This window comes from Nocardia sp. NPDC047038, assembly GCF_040644075.1.
GTDB classification, from domain to species: Bacteria; Actinomycetota; Actinomycetes; order Mycobacteriales; family Mycobacteriaceae; genus Nocardia; species Nocardia sichangensis.
In genome coordinates this window covers 1-20,693 of sequence record NZ_JBEYVQ010000035.1, presented here as the reverse complement: position 1 = coordinate 20,693, position 20,693 = coordinate 1, and the positions used below count along the sequence as shown (strand labels likewise).

Genomic DNA, 20,693 nt, shown 5'->3' with positions numbered 1-20,693 from the left:
ACCGAAGGAGGCCATCGGGTAGAACATCAACCAGGACCCACCACCTGCGGAATTCCGCGAGCGCGGGCACCGGGAATTACGTGAACGTCGACACGCAGTTGCAAGGTTTGTCACGGAAACGGTTGACACCGGTCATGCATTGGGCGCGCCATCCAACGGTTCGACGTCGCTGCAGATCGAAGCCGAACCAAAGCTTCAGGGCGAGCCGACTGTGCTTTTGCGCTACGCCAAGATGCTGGACGACCTCGCCGAAGACGTCCTCGAACATGCGGCGACGTTTGCCGAAGACGTGGCGAGACTGGACTTCACCACACGACCGACTCCAGGGCCAGAACTCACTGACTCCCATTAACGGTGGGGTTGCGGCCAGGTCTGGATGGCGTCGAGGACTGCTTGGCCGAGTGGGGTGAGTGTCATGGGTCGTCGGGCGTGGGCGCGGTTGAGCAGGACGCCGCCCAGGTCGTATTCGAGTTCCTGGATTCTGTTTTGAAGGACTGTGGCGTTGGTGCCGAGGTCGGCGGCGGCTGAGCTCAGGGTCCGGTGGCGGCTAGTGGTGGCGAAGTCGTTGAGTCGGCCGAGTCCGTCGATTTGGGCCAGTGCTGGTTGCAGCAGGGCTGGTGCGTCCGCGAGTTCGGCGGCGGTGCAGGTGGTTTTGCGGGCGAGGGTGGCGCCGTGTCGGCGCAGGGGAATGTGGTAGCGCTGGGCCCAGCGGGCCAGGGTGGCCCAGCTCACGCCAGCTTCTTGTGCGAGTTCGGTCAGGGTGCGGCCCTGGATTGTGTATTGCTGGTGGAGCCAGTCGCGGTCGACGCTGGTGGTCGGTTGCCGGCCGGGTTCGCGGACCGGGATCTGGTAGTCGCGGGCCAGGCGGATGATCACGGCGGCGTGGACGCCGACTCGCTTGGCGATCGCGGCGGTGCTGATTCGTTGGCGGAGGTAGAGATCGGTGAGGGCGTCGGGGGGAAGGGCTGCCTTCGCGGTGAGGTAGGCGGATGTGGTCGTGGTGGCTTCCCGCGATGGTGGGGCGGGGTGGATTTCCAGTAGATGCCGGATGGTGTCGGGCGTGGTGTTCAGGACTTGGGCTGCCTTGCCGGGAGTGGGGTCCTCGTCGCGAATCAGGCGGTGCAGGCGGTCGATGTCGATGTTTGCAGGATCGGGTTCGGGTAGTGACAGGCCGTGCAACAGCTCGGTGGGTGGCTGCCAGGCCGGTGGTTCGTCGATGCCATGGGTGGTGAGGAATTCACGGGCGTGATCGTTGAGGGCATGGGCCAGTCGCGGGGTGAGGCGGCGCACGAAATCTGCTGTGCGGGTGTGGAAGTGGTTGTCGTTGACGGCTGCGGGGCTGGCGTCGGTGGGTAGGCCGCTGAGGCGTTCGAACAGGTAGCAGCGGGCTCGTTTGCCGGTGGCGCTATTGAGGTTGTCGGCGCCGAGGTCGCGGCAGATCCGCTGCCAGGTGTGCTCAGGCAGCAGTCCGGTGTAGTCGAGGCCGCGGCGGCGCTGGTAGTCGATGGGTGTGCCGGCCTCGGCGAGGTAGTCGCTCATGAGGGTCAGTGCGTGCCGGGCATCGTCCCAGTGTTCGCAGTCGGCGAGCAGGTTCAACGCCCGGGAGACCCGGTAGTTGTCGGTGTAGCCGCCGAGGATCTCGGCCGCGTCGGCGATCGGCAGCACGGTGCCGGTGAGCAGCAGTGCGACCGAGAGCGCGGGCCGCAGTTGGCGTTGCTGGGGGCGCGGTAGGGCCAGCCGTAGTGACCATGCGGGCCACAGCATCGTCGGGAGGCTGCGGGCAAGCGTGCCGATTCGGTCCGGTCGGCTGCCCGGCCGCCGGGGAAATGGATCGGCAATTCGGTAGCGCAGTTGGTCGGTGGCGCTCATCGATGGGGAGAGGGCGGCCAGTTGGATCGCATCCAATGCGGGGCTGGCATCGGTTCGTCGGAGGGTCGAGGCGTTGGTTTTGGTGGTGGAGTTGGTCTTGCCCCGGTAGTCGCGTGTTTCGGTGATCAGCCATCGCAGGGCGTCACCGCCGCGGTGGGCGTCGGGTGCGCCCAGAGCGGCGAGGCCTGCGGTGACAGCGACCGCTGCCGTCGGTGCGGCTGGTAGGGCCCTTCCGGGCCTGTGGGTGTCGGCTCGATCGGTGACCTGGGCGTGCGCGTCGAGCAGATCCGGCGGGATCACCCTGGCCAGCGATGCCGTGGTGGCGTAGGCGAGGACCCGGTCGACGATGATCTTGACATCGGTCAGTGCTGCTTCGCCCGGCATGGGTGCGGCGGCGTAGACGCCGAACGCGGCGGCGCCGGTGTCGATGATGTCGTCGATGCGGTGCTGGGCTTGCAGGGCTGGATGGTCGTCATCGAGCCGCCAGGTTTCCGCGTGGGTCAAGTCGGCGCCGCAACGGGCGGGTGCTATGCCGGTCGAGCCGGGCAGTGGGCTGGCGCAACAACCGGGTGCGGGGACGGCGAGACCAGGCAGGGGCAGGCGGCGTTGGCGATGCCGGCAGACCGGGCAGGTGTCGGCGAGCAGCCGACGGTGGCGCAGGCAGGCGAACGACCAGGCCAGCCGCCAACGCAGCTGCCAGCGGCCACCGGTCTCGGCAAGACACGGCGGGCAGAACCGCGAGGAGCTGACCGGACTCCAGGGAAAGGCGCTCAGCTTGCGGGTGACGGGGTCGATCCGCAACGCGGCGCCGTGGTAGCGGTCCAGCGTTGCCGCCGCGATGGCGGCCGGGTCGCAGGCGGTCGCGGCGGCCAGTGTTCTCACCTCGTGCGGGGTCGGGCGGGCGATCCAGCCGGTCACCGTGGATCGGGGCTGGGTGAGCCCGACGGCGTCGAGCATGTCTTGCCAGCCGGCGCGGTGGCGGGCGGCGAGGGCTTCGAGCCAGGAGTCGATCGCTTCGCCGGGCAGCGGCGCCACCCGGATCGGCAGGGTCCGGGCGCTCACCCGGTTTTGCGCAGCCGGGTGGTGATCTTGCGGGCCGCGATCGCGGTTTCGATCTCCTGGCGGGCTTTCTCGGCGGCCGCGTCGTTTTTGACCTGGTCGAGCAGTGCGATATCGAGCTTCTCGGCGCCGGTGCGGACCGCTCTTTGACAACCGCGGTTGATCAGGGTCATCAACGATCCGATGTGACCGGTGGACCGGGCGAACAGGTAGTCCGACAAGTCGTCGGCGATCATGCCGGGATGCTTGTCGGCCAGCACGACGCGTTGCTCGACGGCGAGCAGTAGTTTGCGCCACTGTCTGCGGCTGGTCTCGGTGTCGACGGTGAACCCGGGCATGTCCAGCGGTGTGGTGCGCCGCCCTGTCTGGGCGAGCACCGCGTCGTGATAGTCGGTGCCCTCGCAGAACAAACCTTGCGCGGCCAAGCCGACCCCGACGAATACCAGGGTGACCGGGAACTCGTTCGCGATGTATTTGAAGTGGTTGCTGATCTCGACGCCACTGCGGTGGTTCCAACGCAGAAAATGCAGGTCGTCGACGATGATAATGGTTGTGTTGCAGGACAATACGCAGTCCAGGGCGCGGTGGGCGAACTCGGCGGTAGTACCGCGTTTCACCCCCGGGTGGCCGTAGAACTCCAGCATCGCCCGGTTCAATTCACGCATACCGGTGTTGCCGGTCAAACCGACCCGGCAGACCGGCCAGCGTTCATGCCCGTCGTCGGCCTGCGCACCGAGCACGGCGATCTCGCGACGATGGTATTTCTTGGCGAACGCCAGCACCGCGGTGGTCTTTCCCAGGCCCGGGAAGGCGTCGACCGCGACCGCGCCTTTGGCCTTGTCGCCGTCTTGGCAGTTGCTGTCCACGATGTCCCACAAGTCCTCGTGCAACGCCTCCATCTGCGGTGTCATCAACGGTCCGAGGTTGGCGTGCCATTCGCGGCGATCCCGGTTGTGGAGGGCCAATGCGTCCTCGCTCAACGCTTCCAACTGCCGGCGCGTCAACGGCTCCGGCGCGATCCGGGCCGGGGTGTCACAGAACCGGCCCCAGCCTTCCTTGCGCGACAGAGTGAGATTGTCCAGCCGCGGCGCCGATCGTTTCGGCGCTGAGGGCTTCTCGGTGCGGCGCCGGGAGCTCACACGTCCTCCAAGGCGTCGGCGTAGAAGTCGTCATCATCTTCGAAATCGATACTGCTGTCGTCGAATTCGTCATCGGAATCGTCGTCGTCGTCACCACCTTCGGGTTCCGGCTCCGGTGCCGGCGCGGGCTCGGTGTCCTGCGCCGCCGCGGTTGCGGCGGTCAGCGCCAGGATCTTCGCCACCGACGGCAGGGCGTTCACCTCGTCCTCGGCGGATGTGTCGTCGAAGGTGGCGGCTTCGCGCGACAGCCGCAAAGCCATGCGACGCTCGAGCGCCGACGAACCCAAGCCGAGATTCCAGCGCTCCAGCAGGTCGGCGACAGCGAGCCGATCGTCAGGGTAGGTGTATTTCGCTGCGGCCAGCTTGCGGGCGAACGTGAGGGCGTCCTCGCTGAACGGCATATCCGCGGTAGGGGCGTGTTCCCAGCGCAGCGGCCCCCACCCGATGTCGGGGTGACGGAACCAGGCGCGGGTGATGTCGTCGGGGTCGTAGTGGATCGGCCAACGGCGTTTGGCCTTGGCTCCGGTGTAGCCGCTGAGCTTGCCGCGCAGCCCGTCGAGGATCTCACCGTTGTAGCGGCGCCCGCCGAACTCGACGCCATAGTGCTGGATGGTGCGCCATTCGACTTTGAGGAACTCATAAGCAAGATCCGGATCCCGCGGCACCTCGATGTAGCCGGCCCGAGCCATGCCGTGTTCGAACATCGCCGCAGGTGAGAACCGCAACCCCTCGACGTGCGGGTCGACGAGGCTGTCATGGGGACGGCAGTGGTAAACCGCCGCCACCCACTCCCGGATGATCGCCTCCAACTCATCCAGATAGAAGAACGCCTCTGCCTGCGGATCCAGCCCGCGGGAATGAACATCGGGACCCTTGTAACCGGGCAGCGCCTGCAGCAGATCCTCTCGCAGAGTCCGGAAAAACCGCTCGACCGGGCCCTTGTCACGACCCGTTCGCAGCCTCGCCGGTTGGATCGAGATGCCCATCCGCTGACACACGCTGGTCAGATGCTCGGAAACATAGATCTTGCCGTGATCGATCACGATCGTCTCCGGCACCACCGCCGGATTCGCCGCCCCACGCATCGGCCCCTCGATCGCGTCGACATCGACCAGCACCGACCGCGGAATACCGTGCTCGGGCCAGACCGCATGCCGCGGCCAATCCGCCCCGGCCGGCCGGGGCCGGAACGCCTGGAACAGCGTCGCCGCCGCGTCCACCGACTTCGTCGACACCGGGGTGATCCGGATCCCGCAAATGCAGCGCGAGTACCAATCCATCGACACCGTCAGCTCGGCCTGCATCCACCGCAGAGTCACCGGATCCAGTGCGAACACATCCAAACGCGTGGTATCCATCAGCAGATACTCACCCGGCCGCGTCGGGCGCAACTTCCCATAAACCCCGTCCGGCCGCCCCGCGATATCCCGGTTCCGTTTGGTGCTCAACCGGAACAACGGATGACGGCGCTCCAGCTGCTCGAGAATCCGGAACGCCGTCGCCCGCGACGGCAACTCCACCACACCCGCACCGAACCTCGCGGTCACCCGCGCGTTGGTCCGCTCGATCACCAACGTCCGCGACGGCCGGGACTGATCGGTGTGCTCGGCCATCACCTCCAACGCTGTCTCCGACCAGCGTGAATCATTGCTACCGAACGAATTCCGGCCCGTGGACCTGCTCTCCACCAGACCCGCCTCCCCGGCCTTGCGATAGTCGGCGACCCAGCGCTCTACCGTCCGGACACTGACTCCCAGCTCGATTGCTTTCGCCTCGTACCGGGTGGTCGTCGGCAGCACCGGATCGTATTCGGCGCGTGGTTCTTCTGCGGCGGCCAGCTCGGCGGCGCCGGACTTGTAGCCGGTCAGCACTTCCCGGACATGCGCGGCACGCTCGAGCAACCGATGACGTTCCGCTTCGCTCAAGTTGTCCAGAACAGCGCTTGCCAACGCCTCGTCATCGGTGCCTGCAGGGCCATCCTCGACCGGGACCACCCGGACACCCTCGCAGGTGAGCAACTCCCGCACCGAGACACGGCGAACCGACAGCTCGCCCGACTGCGACCGCAAGACAACCTCATTGCCGACGGGCGTGAAAATCATCTCCACGATCTCGACGGCCTCGCCGTCATAGATCAACCGAGTACCGACACCGAACCGAGTTGCTGCCCTCGTCATCACGCCGCCTGCAGAGCGCTTGCCCACCTGAGCCGCGTGGACATGTCCACCATGAACTCCTGCCGCCACAACAGATGCAATAGTCCTGCTCGGACCATCGCTTGCGGAAACTTCGACATCGAAGCGAGTGCCTCGGCGACAGTCATGCCGCTGGTTACCGAGCCCCGTACCGCATCGAGGACCTCCGGCTCGAACAACCAGGCCCGCCGGTAGCCCGCGAGGAATCGGACATTGCCCAGCTCAACCGGCTCCGGTTCGCTCCAGACCTCGTATCGCCAGCCACGCTCCGCCACCACCTGCTCGGTCCACCCGAACGTGAACGCGACCTTCGGATCCTGTAACCGTACGGCAGGTTTCACATCGACCACCACCGCCCCGGATCCGGTGAGCAACAAGAAGTCCGGGACGTGGCGGCGAACCTTGCCACCGATCTCCACCCGCAGCACAAACGGCTGCGCCACGATCCGCCACACCGAGCGATCGAAATCGGCGAACAACAGCCGGGCCAGCTCAAGCCGCGACTCGTAGATGACATGACCGGACTCGGTCGCCGACCAATACGACCCTGAATAGTGCTTCTGGCCGTGATACCAGCGGAACCTCCGCCACGGAGCCGCCCCGCTCAACACCTCAGCCCTCACAGCCCCCAACGGCTGGACTTGCTCGCAACCATCGGCACGCCGAAAAGCGACCTCGACAGCATCGACGCCGACCAACCGCCGAGACCCCGGCACACTCACCCTCGCCAACTCGAAACCTCCTGCTGCGGAAGCCAACTGGCGAAGATCATCCACCAAACAACCCGCTACAGGAGCGGAATCTCAAAACTATGACGGATCCGCCACGTCACCGACTCTCATTCTGAGATTCCGACACGAGTTCTGAGACCCTACATCTACATCATGCGGCGTTTTTGAATCTATCGAGGTCGAACTCGTGCTTGCAGATCCCTGTCAGGAAGGCCTCGTATTCTGCTAGGTCGAAGTGGAGTTCCGGTGCGCTCGCGGATTGATCGGCGGTGGCCGCGCTGAAGATGTAGGTGCCGTCGTTGCGGAGGGTCATTTGCAAGCAGTGGCCGATCGGGTTGCCGGACCGGATGCCTTCTTGGAAGGCATCGAACTCGTGGTGGTGGAAATAGAGGCACTGATCTTGCGGAACGAGCGCATCGGTGGTGCTGTGGGGATCTGCAAGTTTGTCGTCCCACACCACCGTCCATTTCTCGTCACGGCTGACCATCACGCACGCCTGCTGTGGCGAACTGGCGGTCGCTTTGCGGAATTGACCTGCGGTGAGGGTCGGCAACATGTCGGTTTCCTTTCTGACTTCTGCGGCCAGGCGTTGGTCCGGCGGCAGGGTCGTCATCGATCGATTACTGCAGGTAGCCCAGTGCAGCGAAGTTGCACAGGCGAGCGGGGTCGTCGCTGTCGACGGGGTGGTCGGGGCGCCAGTCGGTGGCGTAGGTGATCCCGGGTTCGACCAGGGACCATCCGCCGAAGAAGTCTTCGAACTGCTCGCGGGTACGAAGGGTGACCGGATCGAGGGCGTCGACGAAAAGTGCGGCTGCAGAGGCAACTCGGTGCTTGGTCTCTGGGGCTGCGTCCTCGAGGGAGACGTGTGTCATAGCGATGTAGCTGCCTGGAGCGAGGGCGTCACGCAGTTGCGAGACCAACTCGGCCGGGCGATCGGAGTCGGGCACCCATGGCAGCACCGATACCAGCAGCACGCCCACTGGTTCGGAGTAGTCGAGCAGCCGGACGGTGTCGGGGTGTTCGAGGATGCCGACAGGGTCCCGGAGGTCGCCTGCGACTATCGCGGTGCTGTCGAGCACCGCCTGCTGTGTCAGAAGGTCGTGCGCGCGCGTGATGGCTTCCTCGTCGTTGTCGACGTAGACGACCCGCGCATCACCTGCGGCCTGACGCGCCACTTCGTGGGTGTTGCCGCCGGTCGGAAGCCCTGAGCCGATATCCAGGAACTGGCGGACACCTGCTGCGACCATGTGCTGAACGGCGCGGGTGAGGAAGGCGCGATTGTGGCGGGCCCAGACGGGGTAGAAGGGTATCTGGGTGTAGAGCCGCTCGAAGAATGTGCGGTCGCTTTCGAAGATCACTTCTCCGGTGAGCATGTGATGGTAGACGCGTGCCGCGCTCGGCTTGCGGGTGTCGAGCCCGCGGGGTTGGAAGTGCTCGGAGGCCACAGGTTTCCCTTCGAGTGGTGCAACGTCAGGGGATGGTTGGTCGACCGCGCAGACTCCGTGCGATGTGTTCCATGAACTGCCGGGAGTCCGCTTCACTGAGTGCGGTGACCGAGAGCCGGGCGAAGATTTTCTCCCGGATCGCGATGGCGGGTTTGTCATCGATGTAGCGGATTTCGCCTTGTGCCTCGATGACGGCCATTTCGAGGTCGCCTGCCGCTCCAGGGGAGGGCACTCGGATAAGGGTGTAGCGGTCTTCCATGCCTGCGCCAGGTGCCTGGTGGGTGAACGGCATGACCTGCAAGATGATGTTCGGTCGGCGCGACAACCCGATCAGGTGATCGACCTGTTCGAGCATCACTGCATCCGAGCCGTAGCTGCGGCGCAGACACGATTCGGACAAGATCGCGTGGAACTCGGGCGGGCGTGACCTGGTCAAATTCTGTTGTCTTGCCAGTCGGGCCTGCACGTAGTCATCGACTGTCACCGCGTCTGGATCGGTGGTGTCGAGTTGCAGATGCTCGTGCAAGGCACGGATGTAGTTGGGATGCTGTAGCAGGCCGGGAACAATCTCAGCGGCCGTTTCCCGCAGTCGATCGGCCTGATTCTCGAGATCTACCAGCAAGCGCAGTTCGTCGATGTATGCGCGCCTGTGTCCGGTGTTCCAGAACCCACGCTTGTGATTGTCGCGATGGAGTTCGAGGAGGATGCCGATATAGTCCGGATCTGTCACGCCGAGGCCGTGAGCCAGCCTCTTGATGGCGTCGGGCGTGAGATTCCCGGTTCCAGCGATGACCGACGCGATCCGTGACTGGCTCACTCCGATCAGCTTGCCTGCGTCGGCTTGCGTCATCCGAGCACGTCGGATCATCGCGTCGATCTCGCGTCCGAGCAGCACTTTCCGTGCGGTCCTAGCCATAGCTCCCCACCGTATCGGGTCCGCCTCCTCCGATCCGGCACCCGAACCCTGATTATCAGGTTAGATTATCATGCGAAGTTATCACGCCAGCTGGCTGCGAGCGACAGACACGCGCTGGCCAGCGCGCGAGCTCACGGTCCAGGACGAGCCCTCGTCTGTCGGCAGCCAGGGCACGGCGAGCAGAGACACTTCCTCGCCACGGGCACTCACTCGAGGCGGCAGGCCAGCAACTGAGGGTTGTCCGCGGGCAACTGAATGGATGACGGTTAGGAGCAGGGGGAGCGACAATGAACGTAGCCGACCTCACCCGCACCGCTCGACCGGGCGGTGCGGCCGCCGGGACCTCCGGCGCCCAATCGAACGACTGGGGCACTCGCCTTCGTGACTTCCGAAAATACGAACTCGACGTCAGTCGGAGAGAATTCGCCGAACTCATCAACGCCGCGGGCAGAAAACGCAACCTCAACGTCGGCTGCCTCGAACGAACCGTCGCTCGCTGGGAAACTGGCGACGTGCGCACTCCCAGTGCCGCCTACCTGAAGCTACTTCGGGACATCGGCGCACCCGATCCGCACAGCCCTCCCCACCCGGATGACAGTGGGGATGACCATGCGATGTCATGTCTTTCGAGTCCGTCACTCGATACCGTGGAAGCCGTGGGAGGTCTGACTCTTCTCCAAGCGCTCGCCACGGCGGTAGTCGGATCGCCCGAGCTACTCGCGCCCTGGTTGCCTCAGCTCGACGGTCAGGTTCGCGGGCCGTTACCCGGCGACAAGGTCGGTGAAGCCGATCTTGCGTTGATACGTTCTGTGACGGCGTCACTGCGGCAGCTCGATCAAAGACACGGCGGTTTCGCAGTCGTCGACGCGGCACAAGGGCTGCTGCGATCCGCAGTAGGGCTGCTGTCCGGCTGCCGCGACGAACGGGCCGAACAGGCGATGACCGTTGCGGTTGCCGACCTCGCCAGACTCGTAGGGTGGGCGTATCACGATATCGGCGACCAGGACCGGGCTCGCCAGTACACAACCCTGGCGCTGGTGTTCGCGCGGCAGGCGAAGGCCCCCAGCCTTGTAGCCTCGACGTTGTACGTGCTGGGCCGCATCAGCCTAATCGAGCGACAACCGCACCTTGCGCTGCGCGCGTTCCAACTCGGTCAGCTGCCTGCGCAAGACGCATCCAATTGTGGTGAATCAGCGCGGCTCTACGCGAACGAAGCATGGGCCCACGCCATGATGGGCGCCGAAGCGCAGATGAAGATCGCGCTGTCACGCGCGGAAGAAGAAAGCAGCAGGGTAGGTGAAATGGTGGACCCGTGGACAGCGGTGTTCTACACCCCCGGGGAGTTCACCGGGATGTGCTCGGTCGTCTACAACGAGCTGGCACTCACCGTGGGTTCGGACTCGATAGCGGAGCAGTACACCATGGCCGCGGTCGACGGCGCTCGAACTTCCTTGCAGGCAGGCGCGCCCGACCGTCCCGCGCGCAGCGTGCTGTTCGACCAAACCACTCTCGCGACTGGAGCCTTTCGCCTCAACGACCCACAGACTGCGATCGATTCGGCCGCTCGTGCCCTCGACATGGCCGTGGGAGTCCGCAGCGCCCGAGCCGTCGACCGGCTGGTGCGAATGACCGAAGCCGCTGCACCATGGTTGTCACACCCCGAGGTGAAGGACATCTGCCATCAGGTGCGGCAATTGGCGCACGATATACCTGCAAGTCCAGTTCCCCGCTCGTTGATGACCGATCTCAACCTAGGATGACGTTTTGGCGACCGACCTTTCGCCCTGCCGCGCCGCGGAACTGCACTCAGCCGTGGCTGAAGCGTGCGCCCACATCGAGCTGGACGCCACCGACGCCGAGCTCATCAAGTACACCGTCAACGCGGTCTTCCGCTTGAAGACCTCCCCAGTGATCGTGCGGGTAGGCACCGGCGAAGAGGGGGACATTCGCGGGAGACGGATCGTCGAGGTGGCGCGTCGACTGGCCGGTCACGACGCTCCCATCGCACCGCTGCTGGAGGTGCCCCAGCCACTACATCTGCCAGGACCCTTCACCGTCACCTTCTGGCCTGAACTCGACAACAGTTCGCTGTGGACGCCAGCCGAATTAGCTGCGCCTCTGCGGGAACTTCACCAGATTCCACCGGATGCCACGCTGCCGGTGTGGGACCCGTTCGACAACGCGCGTCAACAACTAGCCGAGGCCGACGAGACCATCACCCGCACGGATCTCGACTGGCTCGCCGATGCCTGGTCGGCAGCCGAAGCCGAATACAAGCGGTGGGAACCTGAACTTCGGATGGGAATCATCCATGGTGACCCTCATTCCGGGAATCTGCTGCGGGAACAATCCGGCAAGGTCGTGCTGTGCGACCTGGATGAAGCCGGTATCGGCCCTCTCGCATGGGATCTCGTCCCGCAAGCTGTCGGCGCGGTGCGGTTCAACCGCCGCGGCTTCTACCAGCAATTCGTCGCGGCCTACGGTGCTGATGTCCGCGACGAGCCCTATTGGCCCGTACTGGCCCGCATACGAGAACTCATCATGGTCACCAGCGTCCTGCCTGATCTGGGCCAGCGTCCTGCCGTCGCCGCCCAGCACGCACACCGGCTGAAGACTTTGCAAGCCGAGGACGTCGATGCAACCTGGAGTCGCTACACATAGCGGCGCTCCCATCGACCTCGGCGGGCGACCGGGCCAGCATCCAGCGAAGCGCGGAACTGCCTGCGCGCAGATTGTTCGCCGCTCGCCCGTGCCGGCGGCCCCGCTGCCGGCACGATGGTCTCTGATCCTCGGACGGGTATGGCTTCCGACCTTCCCAGCACAGCGGCGTCATCACCTCGTTCTCCTGCGTCAGCTGCCGCTAGCTGTAGTGCCTTGATCGATGAATTGCAGACGACTCCTGTGGTCATTCGGGATCCGTTCCGTCACCGACAGGTAGCCATTTCCGCAGTGCGTGTCCGGTCATCTGTCCGTTCGAATGACCGAATCTGACCGAGCGAATGTCATTGTGCGATAGATACTCCGAACGATTCACTCGGTGGTATGGCTGCACGTCACAAACATTCCGTCGACAAACAGGTGGCCGTCTCGACAGGCGACACCAGAGTGTGGCGGTGTGACGTTCGGGCCTGCACCTCCGACTCCGCCGGCCCTGCGGCCGCGGCAGTACGAAGAAGGCGGCATACGCACAAGGCCGCGAATGCAAGATGGGTCGCTTCTTTCGACCTTGCTCGACGATCAATAGGGGAGTGAGTCTGATGTGGTTCGGATACGCGCGAGCAGAACTTCTGCCGACCGCACACGCGCGCAATGAGGTCACACTCCATGCACGACTACGCTGCTGCGCTCTCGTTCGGTCCTGGACGCGTCGTCATCGAGCCGACCGCTCCGGAGCGGATGCTGCGGTCGATCATCGAGGACGTGGATCGCGCCGACCCAGCGCTTGCGACAATGGCGCGGCTGAAGGCCGCGGCATCGGCTCAGAACCTGGACTTGGAGGATTTGTTCGACGCAGGTTCACCTCGCACACAATTGCTGTGGCAGGTGATGGGGGAGATCGAAGGCGGCCGTGGCGGTCATCTGATCGTGCCGTCGCGCGAGCACTTGACCGGGATCGGACCGTCCGGCAAAGCGGTGATCCAGCGGCTGACGTATATGCCGCAGGCGCATATCTACTACCTGGCACCCGCCGCCCCCCGCAACAGCGCCGACCAACAGCAACCGTGCACCTCGATCCAGGAACAGACACCTCCAAAGGGCTTGCATTTGCTCGCGGAATCGACCGTGGGGGCGATCCCGACAGTGACGCGATGGGACTTCGTCGAACAGCTGACTGTGCTGGGCTGGCCGGATCTGATGGCTCCGGTGGACCAGCTGTATATGGCGTTGGCCGAGGATGCCAACGCCGCAGCGAAGGCGGCCGGGGAACCCGGCATCAGCCCCTTCGGTCACCAAGGCACCATCCGCCTTCTACAGCACAACGATGGCCGGTTGGTGGTCGAACTGATGGAATCTCGCCTCCGCAACGATCCCGTCACCGCGAAAGTCGCCGCGCTGTGCGCGCATGCGGAGCGTGTCTGCGACCGTGATCACACCAGCACCCGCTGCACCCTGTCTTGCGAATACGCCCGACCGAGTGGAGCATTCTTCGTCCGTTCCGGTGGCCGATCGTGAAGGACGTGATATGGCCGGGCGGGGCGGTGATGTCGCCGCCCGGAGACGGTGGCCCCTCGGGTCCGGCGGCGTTGCTGTCGCCGGAACAGTTGCTGGCGGCGATCGCCGGGCACCTCGAGGACGACTCGCCGTTGATCGGATGGGCACGTGAACTCGGCGATCTGCACGCCGTGCTGCTGCCCGGATGGGCCAGTCCACGGTCACGTCCGGCTGATTTCGATGACGCGGGCGTCCGCAGAGAGATCGCAGACACCATTGAGCAGATCAATTCCTGGGCGGTGTTCCATCTGCCGCGCCCTGACGGCGCGCGCAGACACACCCATTGCCTCGGCGAAGTGATCAGCCACATCGCCATGACCTACGCCGCCGCCATATGGACCATCCGGCACAGCGACGACGAGCAGCAGCGCCATGAAGCCATGTTCCACCTTGCCGAGGTCCGGGAAGGCTACGCCGATCTGCTGGTCGAGATCCATGCCCGCCGCGTGCAGCTACCACTGGGATGGCGCGGCGCCCGTACACCATGACCACCAGAACAGGAGCGACACAACCGGTGAACGCGTAGGTCCCGAGCTTGGCCGAACTGCCGCAGGCGGAGGAATGGATCACCCACTTCGCGCAATGCCTTCCTCCGCAGCACAAACGCACCGGCCTCCGCGCTGCCTTCGCCCTCGGCTCGCGTGCGATGGCGTGGATACGTGCGCGGGCACTCCAACGCGACGCCGCTGTTGCCGGTAGCCACAACTGCGGTTGGGTGGCGAAGCTATCGGCGTCGATCGTTGACGGCCACTATCGCCGTGCCCAGACCGCTGGGGCGAGTGTGGCGGTGATCGACCAGGAACTCTCCTGGTGTGTAAGAACGGTCGATGCGAAGATCGCCGGGCTCATCGCGGCACCCGCCGGAGGGGTCGAGCTGGGGCGACTGGTGTCGGAGATGGCTCAGCAGTGGGTGGTCTACGCACGACAGCCGCATGACGAAGCCGCCATCACGGGCGTGCGCGCTGCACAACGCGCCTACAACATGCGCCTTGCCGAGCTTTCGCCGCTGGCGCGGGGAGACGCATTGTCAGCCGACCTGACTGGTACCTCAGCATTCCCAGCGCCCGCACCGTGTGGCGGGCGCTGCGGTCGCCGACGTTCGATCCCAGCGATTACGCCCACCCGGAGATCCTCACCGCCGCAATGGAGTTGCTGCACACCTATCAGCGGCAGCTCACGGCGTCAGGACAGTCCGAGGTACTGATCGCGCGGAAGGCCGCCGGTCCTGGGTGGGCAGTGGGTTTCGAAGAGTTCGGCAGGACCCGCGCGATCGACGAGGTGACCGCGCGGATTGATCTCTACGTACACGACCTGCTCATCACCAACGCGATCAACTGTGCTTATGCTCGCCCCCATCCGCATGGTCTGGGTGAGTTGCTTGCTCGTCACATTTGGGTTTGGGCCCACGAACTGACCGCTGACCACGACTTCCTTCCAACTTCGGGCGCGACGCAAGCACTCGTGGAGCAGGCGTTCGACTACGACTGCCTCGTCGCACGCGTCGTCAGCGGCCGGGTGTGCCTTCCCCTTCCCCTTCCCGCGTCCGTCACCGGGTGCGCTTCGTGAGGCGCCAGCACGATCCGTTGACCCCCGACGCGCCGCTCGCGCTCGGCTACCTGCAGTTCCCGCTGCTGACCGAGCCCTGCGACCTCGCCCGGGTCGGTGCGCACATGCCACAACGCGCGCCGACCTGGGGTTACCGCTGGGGAGGGACGCATCTCGACCACGGTACTCACGGCGGCACGTTCGCCGCTCTTGCCCGGCACGCCGGCCGAGAACCCGATTGCTGGCTGATCGTCGTCCCGGACGCCACGCACCGACCCGGCGATCGGCAGCTGCTGACCACCCGCACCGCGGTCATCCGCATCGTCACCGCCGACAACGACGACGGTGCCACGCTGCGCCCACCGACCCCGATCCCGCGAGTGTCGATGCCCGCACGATGACCCGCTGGTCACACACCGAACACCACGAAGGATCACTGTGACAACTGGCCTGTTCGAGCCGCCTGCAGCGCGGTGACCAGTGCGAACGCCGCGCCGAGCTGCCTGAACTACTGATCGGTCAGTTCGAGGACGCGCTCAGGGGCGGTGGCACGCGCCGCGAATCCATCGCTGTGGGAGGCGGTGTCGGCGGCGATCACGCGGCAGGTGATCCAAGCCGGTCACGCCCGCACGCGCTATGTGCAGTTCTGCACCGCCTACGGCGAGCCAGTCACCCCGGACGGGCTGGCACCGTCCTTGTTCCGGTGCTGCGGTCGGGATCACGTTCGAACCAAGTGTGTAGAAGCACATCGTTGATCTTCGCCTGGACCGTGACACCCGAGGTTGGAATGCGGTAGCGAAGCTGCGAGGTAGATGCTGATGCTGTTCGTGGCCCGCGGCCAGGTGTGCGTGTGCGCCGGTCACGGGCGCGGTCTTCCGCGTGGAATTGGCAATTGGGCCAATTGCTTTCCGAGCCAGAAGGCTACATTGCTGATTTCCGTGGTGACCCACCGCCGGTAGCCGCTGGCTGGATCGACGATGATCTGTCCGGACTCGCTGATGATCACATGCTGTTGGGTGAATTCGAACGGCATCAGCAATCCTGCGGCTGTCGTCGCGATGGGCAGCGCAGAACACACCGGGTCGGCGGGCCAGCGGTCCAGAAGTGGCCCGAGCGCGGGATCGGCCGGTACGCCGCATGCAGCGAACAGCCCCTCGTGCATGGTGATCTCCGCAACCGACACCGTCTGCGATCGTACGAGCATCAGATCTTCCACGGACTCGACAACCGCGGCCGCGTCAGCAGGGGCGTGGAGAAATTCGGTGTCGCACAGGGTGACCGCGAGAAGCGTGCGCAGCTGCGCGTCATGCCGGAGCACGCTGGCGAGTGTGGCCGGGGAGCCGGTGGCGATCCAGCGCACAGCGGGAGAAGAGGTCGCGCATACCTTCCGGACCGCGGCGAGGACATCCACACTGGGATCCTCGACAGCGGCAGCAGCTGAGCCGTCACTGTCCGGCCCGTGGTGTTGTTGCGGCGGTCGCGCCTGGGCGACGACCGGGACGTCGTCGCGGCCGACCGAGTCCAGGACGTAACGGGCGCATCCCAGTGCGCGGCTATCGGCGTCACTGGTGACGACGAGGGTGAGATCGTTCGAGGCTGCGGCGCTCAGTAGTGCCAGCAGATTGCCGGGATCGCTGCTGATCGGCGACTCGAAGATGACCGGGGTGCGCGCGAGCTCGCGTGCTGGTGGGCCGGCCTCGCGAAGCTTTTTGGCGAGGCTGTCCCAACCGTAGGTCTCGGCGCGCCACAGTTCGTGGTAATACCAGGCGGTGGGGTCGCAGCAATCGTCGTCGTCGATATCACCCACAGCGAGGATCCCTTCACACCGGGCGGGAGGTAGGGCGGCGTCGGTTCAGCGCCGGACCGCCGGTCAGCGTCCCCGCGATGTTCGGCACCGCGGGGAACGACCACAGTCCCGTCGCCAGAGGCGGTGTCGCGGGGAAGGTGACCGGCAGCGCGGACAGCGCCCGGTGAAAAGGCCCTGGCCGCCAGACCAGTTCGGTCGCGGGCACTGCCAGTTTCATCTCGGGCAGGGCGTCGAGCACTTGATCGACCCCATGCTCCACGACGAGATACGCAACCGACTTCGCTGGGCAGATGTGCGGTCCCGCGCCCCACGCCAGATGCGACCGATTGCCCGTGCGGTCTTGACCGCTGATCGCCGGGTCGTGGTTGCAGCCGGCGAGGCTGATGAGGACAGGCTGGTTCGGCGGCAACCACACCTCGTCGATCAGCGTCGGCTGGCGCGGGTATCTGATGCAGAAGTTGGCCATGGGCGGATCGGTGAACAGCACCTCGTCGAGCGCGTCACGCGTCGACAAGCTGCCCCCGTGAAGGTCGCCGTGGAATCGGGGGTCGTTGAGAGTAAGCAATACGGTGTTCGTCAGCAGGTTGCGCTGGGCTTCGAAGCCCGCGCCGTAGAGACTTGCCAGCTGGGCGAACATCTCCTCGTCATCGAGATCGGCCGGGTGACACGCCAGGCGTGAGGTGATGTCGTCGCCCGGCTGGGCGCGTTTGAACGTGATCAGCGCGCTGAGCGCATCACGCAGCATGGCGACGCCTTGGGCGGCGTCTCCGCCGGAGTCGAAACGCAACGCCATTCCTGTGGCGACGCGGGCACCGATTTCTGGTGGGCAGCCGATGATCTCGTTGAGGACTCCGAGCACCAGCTTCGAGGCGTATTGCTCGAGCAGGTCGGCGTGGCCGGTCTGACAGAATTCGTTGATCAGTGCCACAGCTTTGCCCTCGACGAGAGCGGGGATATCGAACAGGTTCACCCCGTCGATAGCGTCGGCGCAGGACTGGCGAAGGCGCTTATGGGCGTCCCCATCGGTGAATCTGGCCGCCCTCAGGTGTCGCATCATCTCCAGAACGGCCGATCCCGGCGGCACGTGCTGTTGCCAGATGCTGGGGTCGGATCCAAAGTGATCGGTGTCGTGAAGAATTTTCACAGCCGTCGCGTGCCCAACAACAAGCGTCGCGGGTACTCCCGGCTCCAGTTCGACCGGCGCCAGCGAACCATATTGCTCACGGAGGCGGCCGTAAAGGCCGTGCGGGTCGGCGGCGAACTCCGAACCGTAGAGGGGAACGCGCGGATCATTGGTCGGGAATGGAGACCCGTGCGAGACCGGGCACATTCCAGTCGTGGTGGCCGTTGGGTCCGCGGGTGTCGGTGATGGGGGTGTTGTCATTCGAGGTCGTACTCCACATGAGGATTCGAGGATGAGAGGAAGGGAACGAAACGGCGTTGCGGGTCGCTCGGACAGGCGTCTCCCGCCGCGCTCGGGCCGCTGGGCCGCAGGGTGCACTGACGAGGGGTCGAGAGATTCGGTGAGCGTGAGATGGTCGCGCGGTCGGCGCGACGAGTTGGGCGCGTCACGGCTCCCGTTGTCAGGTCAAGACAGCGCCGAGTTTGTTGAGAAGCGCGTCCTGCTCGTCTTGTAGGCAGCGCATGTCGACATAACGGTCCGACCGCAGCAGGCACAGCGCATTTCGGCCGTGGGCACCGTAGACCGAATGGAACTGTCTGGTTTCGGCCATGATGGATGCGACCGCTGCGCGGCTGCGAACTCCGGGCGGCGTGATGAGGGTGAATCGGACGCGTTCTCCGAAACGCTCGTGGACCTGGCGGTCCAGTTTCGTCCAAGCCGCAGCCGAGTCGGGCTCGTCCTGGACACCCAGCAGCGTGTAGTAGTGACCGATCTGGTCATGGACGCGCTGCTCGCGGGTAATGGCGACGTTCGGGGCGCGCTCGCCCGCGGTCAACCCCTCCAGCACGGTGAGCCCCGCGGGCTGCTCGATAACAGCTCGATAGTGGAGTCGGTGACCGGAGATCATCCCGACGGCTTCGTCGTTCAACTCCGCCGCTGCCGCGGCGCGTTGTTCCAGGGGCGTGCGAGGGTCCATGATCACGCTGTGCACGCGGCCGGCGACCTCGCCCGCCTGGATCGCGGCCTGGCACCGTTCGGTGTCGTACGAACGCAGCAGCGAGGGATCGGCCAGGCCCTTGACGACCAATGCCAGCTTCGCGGCGAGATTGATCGCGTCCTGCAGGGCCAGATTCAGGCCCATGCCCCCGGCGATGGTTTGGGTGTGAGCGGCGTCGCCGCACAGGATGATGTTGCCGCTGTCGTTGCTGTAGCGGGTCGCGATGTGCTGCCCGAGCCGGAAATCGCTCACCGCCGACTTCGGCTCACCCACGACCACCGCACCGTTGAAATGCACGTCGAACGCTGCCTGGAACAGGGCGGGCGTGGTCTCGGCGCGGTGACCACCGCTTCGGAGTTCGCCGATGATCACCCGGAACAGCGGGACCTGCGGATCACCGGGCAATGCGGCCAGGAATACCAGACGCTCATCGCAGATCAGGTAGTGCAGGCGGTCGCGGGGAAGCGGCAGCCCCCACAGCACGGTGTCCATCATTCTCAGGTCGTTGTCGTATGCCGCGCCGACGAACTCGATGCCCAGCTGACGGCCCACGGTGCTGTGCGCCCCATCGCAGCCCACCACGAACTCAGGGCGGATCACCTCCACCGCATCGCCGCGTTTGCCCAACGTTGCCGTGATCCGACCGCCCTCGTCACAAGTGAGGTGCCGCAGTTCAGTGCCCCACAGAATCTCGCACCCGAGCGACTCCAGACGCTGACGCAGAATCCGCTCGGTGACCTCCTGAGAAATGTTCAGGACCTCGCGGTACTTCGTATGCCTGAGCCGTGTGAAAACCAGTCGCGGAGATTCAATCCCGCGGTTGGCGCCCTTGAAATGGTAGTCCATCGAGTAACTCGGCAGACCTGCCGCACTGAGGCTGTCGGCAAGCCCGATCGCTTCGAGATCCTCGCGCGTGGACGAATGCAGCGTGATCGCACGGGTAGCAGACCAGGGACCGAGCCGTTTGTCGATCACCACACAAGGCTCGCCCCGCAGCCACAACTGCAGAGCGGTCATCAACCCCGCAGCGCCGGCGCCCACAACGACAACCCGGGAGTCCGACACAGAAATGGCAGACATGGAATTTACTCCTGAACAAGACCTCAATGATCGCTACAGAAATGTTGAGAAAACGGGCCGGTTCGCCCCGAATTCTCGTTACTCGGATGCGGCAGATAACCCGCCGGTCGACAATCGCTCTACGGTTTGCGTGCGACCGCGCCGTAGGCCGAGATCGGCCGAATCTCGCCCACTTCCGTCTCACCCGCGCGCCACTGCGTAATCGAGACGAAGCCCGGCTCCACCAGGCGCAGGCCGTCGAACACACGACGCAGCTGAGCCTGAGGCCGCGGGATGTAGGGCACACCGCCGGTGCCGGTGTAGTTCTCGCACAAGGTGACATACGCCTTGCTGTCGTCGGTGCCGTCCCACATCACCAGGTAGCTGCCCGACGGCACGGCGTCCAGCCCGGTGCGCACGATGCGCAGCAGCTCGTCGTAGGTCTTGGCGTGGCCGAGCACGCCCATGAACATCACGGCGATGGGCTCGTTGAAGTTCAGCACGTGCTTGGCGTCGGTGATGATCCGCTCGGGATCGTGGTAGTCGGCGTCGATGTAGGTGGTGACGCCCTCCGGCGTGGTGGAAGTGAGCAGCGC

At 65.2% G+C, this 20,693-nt stretch carries 17 protein-coding genes; 6 read left to right on the top strand and 11 right to left on the bottom strand.

Annotated elements, in window-relative coordinates; genetic code table 11:
- Positions 1–348: 348 nt before the first annotated feature.
- The 7 genes from ABZ824_RS39210 to ABZ824_RS39180 all read right to left on the bottom strand — a co-directional run bounded on the left by ABZ824_RS39210 (position 349) and on the right by ABZ824_RS39180 (position 9,354).
- The gene (locus tag ABZ824_RS39210; protein WP_356969961.1) at positions 349–2,931 is read right to left on the bottom strand and encodes a TniQ family protein; all 2,583 of its coding nucleotides are present in this window, start codon (positions 2,929–2,931) and stop codon (positions 349–351) included.
- Positions 2,928–4,067: an ATP-binding protein gene (locus ABZ824_RS39205; protein ID WP_356969959.1), complete on the bottom strand. Its 1,140-nt coding sequence runs from the start codon at positions 4,065–4,067 to the stop codon at positions 2,928–2,930. The genes ABZ824_RS39210 and ABZ824_RS39205 overlap by 4 nt, the downstream gene beginning before the upstream one ends.
- A complete protein-coding gene (locus ABZ824_RS39200; protein WP_356969957.1) occupies positions 4,064–6,244 on the bottom strand; it encodes a Mu transposase C-terminal domain-containing protein in 2,181 nt (726 codons plus the stop codon). The genes ABZ824_RS39205 and ABZ824_RS39200 overlap by 4 nt, the downstream gene beginning before the upstream one ends.
- Complete coding sequence (locus tag ABZ824_RS39195; protein ID WP_356969955.1) at positions 6,244–6,885, bottom strand: TnsA-like heteromeric transposase endonuclease subunit; 642 nt, start codon at positions 6,883–6,885, stop codon at positions 6,244–6,246. The genes ABZ824_RS39200 and ABZ824_RS39195 overlap by 1 nt, the downstream gene beginning before the upstream one ends.
- A 259-nt stretch (positions 6,886–7,144) precedes the next feature.
- On the bottom strand, positions 7,145–7,606 hold the full coding sequence (locus ABZ824_RS39190) for a hypothetical protein (protein ID WP_356969953.1): 462 nt from the start codon (positions 7,604–7,606) through the stop codon (positions 7,145–7,147).
- A gap of 7 nt (positions 7,607–7,613) precedes the next feature.
- Positions 7,614–8,438, bottom strand: a complete 825-nt coding sequence (locus ABZ824_RS39185) for an SAM-dependent methyltransferase (RefSeq protein WP_356969951.1) — start codon at positions 8,436–8,438, stop codon at positions 7,614–7,616.
- Between the two features lie 25 nt (positions 8,439–8,463).
- Positions 8,464–9,354 carry a helix-turn-helix transcriptional regulator gene (locus tag ABZ824_RS39180; RefSeq protein ID WP_356969949.1) on the bottom strand — a complete coding sequence of 297 codons (891 nt, stop codon included), beginning with the start codon at positions 9,352–9,354 and terminating at the stop codon, positions 8,464–8,466.
- A gap of 287 nt (positions 9,355–9,641) precedes the next feature.
- Between ABZ824_RS39180 and ABZ824_RS39175 the strand changes: the two genes are divergently transcribed.
- The 6 genes from ABZ824_RS39175 (at position 9,642) to ABZ824_RS39150 (ending at position 15,512) form a co-directional block, all read left to right on the top strand.
- On the top strand, positions 9,642–11,114 hold the full coding sequence (locus tag ABZ824_RS39175; protein WP_356969947.1) for a hypothetical protein: 1,473 nt from the start codon (positions 9,642–9,644) through the stop codon (positions 11,112–11,114).
- Positions 11,115–11,118: 4 nt separating this feature from the next.
- Positions 11,119–12,015, top strand: coding sequence for an aminoglycoside phosphotransferase family protein (locus tag ABZ824_RS39170; protein ID WP_356969945.1), 897 nt, complete (start codon positions 11,119–11,121; stop codon positions 12,013–12,015).
- A 759-nt stretch (positions 12,016–12,774) separates the two neighbouring features.
- Positions 12,775–13,527, top strand: coding sequence for a hypothetical protein (locus tag ABZ824_RS39165; RefSeq protein ID WP_356969943.1), 753 nt, complete (start codon positions 12,775–12,777; stop codon positions 13,525–13,527).
- The gene (locus tag ABZ824_RS39160) at positions 13,524–14,054 is read left to right on the top strand and encodes a hypothetical protein (RefSeq protein WP_356969941.1); all 531 of its coding nucleotides are present in this window, start codon (positions 13,524–13,526) and stop codon (positions 14,052–14,054) included. Before ABZ824_RS39165 ends, ABZ824_RS39160 begins: the two co-directional genes overlap by 4 nt.
- A gap of 655 nt (positions 14,055–14,709) precedes the next feature.
- Positions 14,710–15,132 (top strand): hypothetical protein, encoded by a 423-nt coding sequence (locus ABZ824_RS39155; RefSeq protein WP_356969939.1) that lies wholly within the window; start codon positions 14,710–14,712, stop codon positions 15,130–15,132.
- On the top strand, positions 15,129–15,512 hold the full coding sequence (locus ABZ824_RS39150; protein WP_356969937.1) for a hypothetical protein: 384 nt from the start codon (positions 15,129–15,131) through the stop codon (positions 15,510–15,512). The genes ABZ824_RS39155 and ABZ824_RS39150 overlap by 4 nt, the downstream gene beginning before the upstream one ends.
- A gap of 458 nt (positions 15,513–15,970) precedes the next feature.
- Here ABZ824_RS39150 and ABZ824_RS39145 read toward each other — a convergent pair whose 3' ends face one another.
- The 4 genes from ABZ824_RS39145 to ABZ824_RS39130 form a co-directional block, all read right to left on the bottom strand.
- On the bottom strand, positions 15,971–16,918 hold the full coding sequence (locus ABZ824_RS39145) for a hypothetical protein (RefSeq protein ID WP_356969935.1): 948 nt from the start codon (positions 16,916–16,918) through the stop codon (positions 15,971–15,973).
- 13 nt (positions 16,919–16,931) lie between these two features.
- On the bottom strand, positions 16,932–17,888 hold the full coding sequence (locus ABZ824_RS39140; RefSeq protein ID WP_356969933.1) for a cytochrome P450: 957 nt from the start codon (positions 17,886–17,888) through the stop codon (positions 16,932–16,934).
- Between the two features lie 613 nt (positions 17,889–18,501).
- Positions 18,502–20,118, bottom strand: a complete 1,617-nt coding sequence (locus tag ABZ824_RS39135) for an FAD-dependent monooxygenase (protein ID WP_356969931.1) — start codon at positions 20,116–20,118, stop codon at positions 18,502–18,504.
- Positions 20,119–20,237: 119 nt separating this feature from the next.
- On the bottom strand, positions 20,238–20,693 hold a 456-nt coding region (locus ABZ824_RS39130), incomplete at its 5' end, for an SAM-dependent methyltransferase (RefSeq protein WP_356969929.1).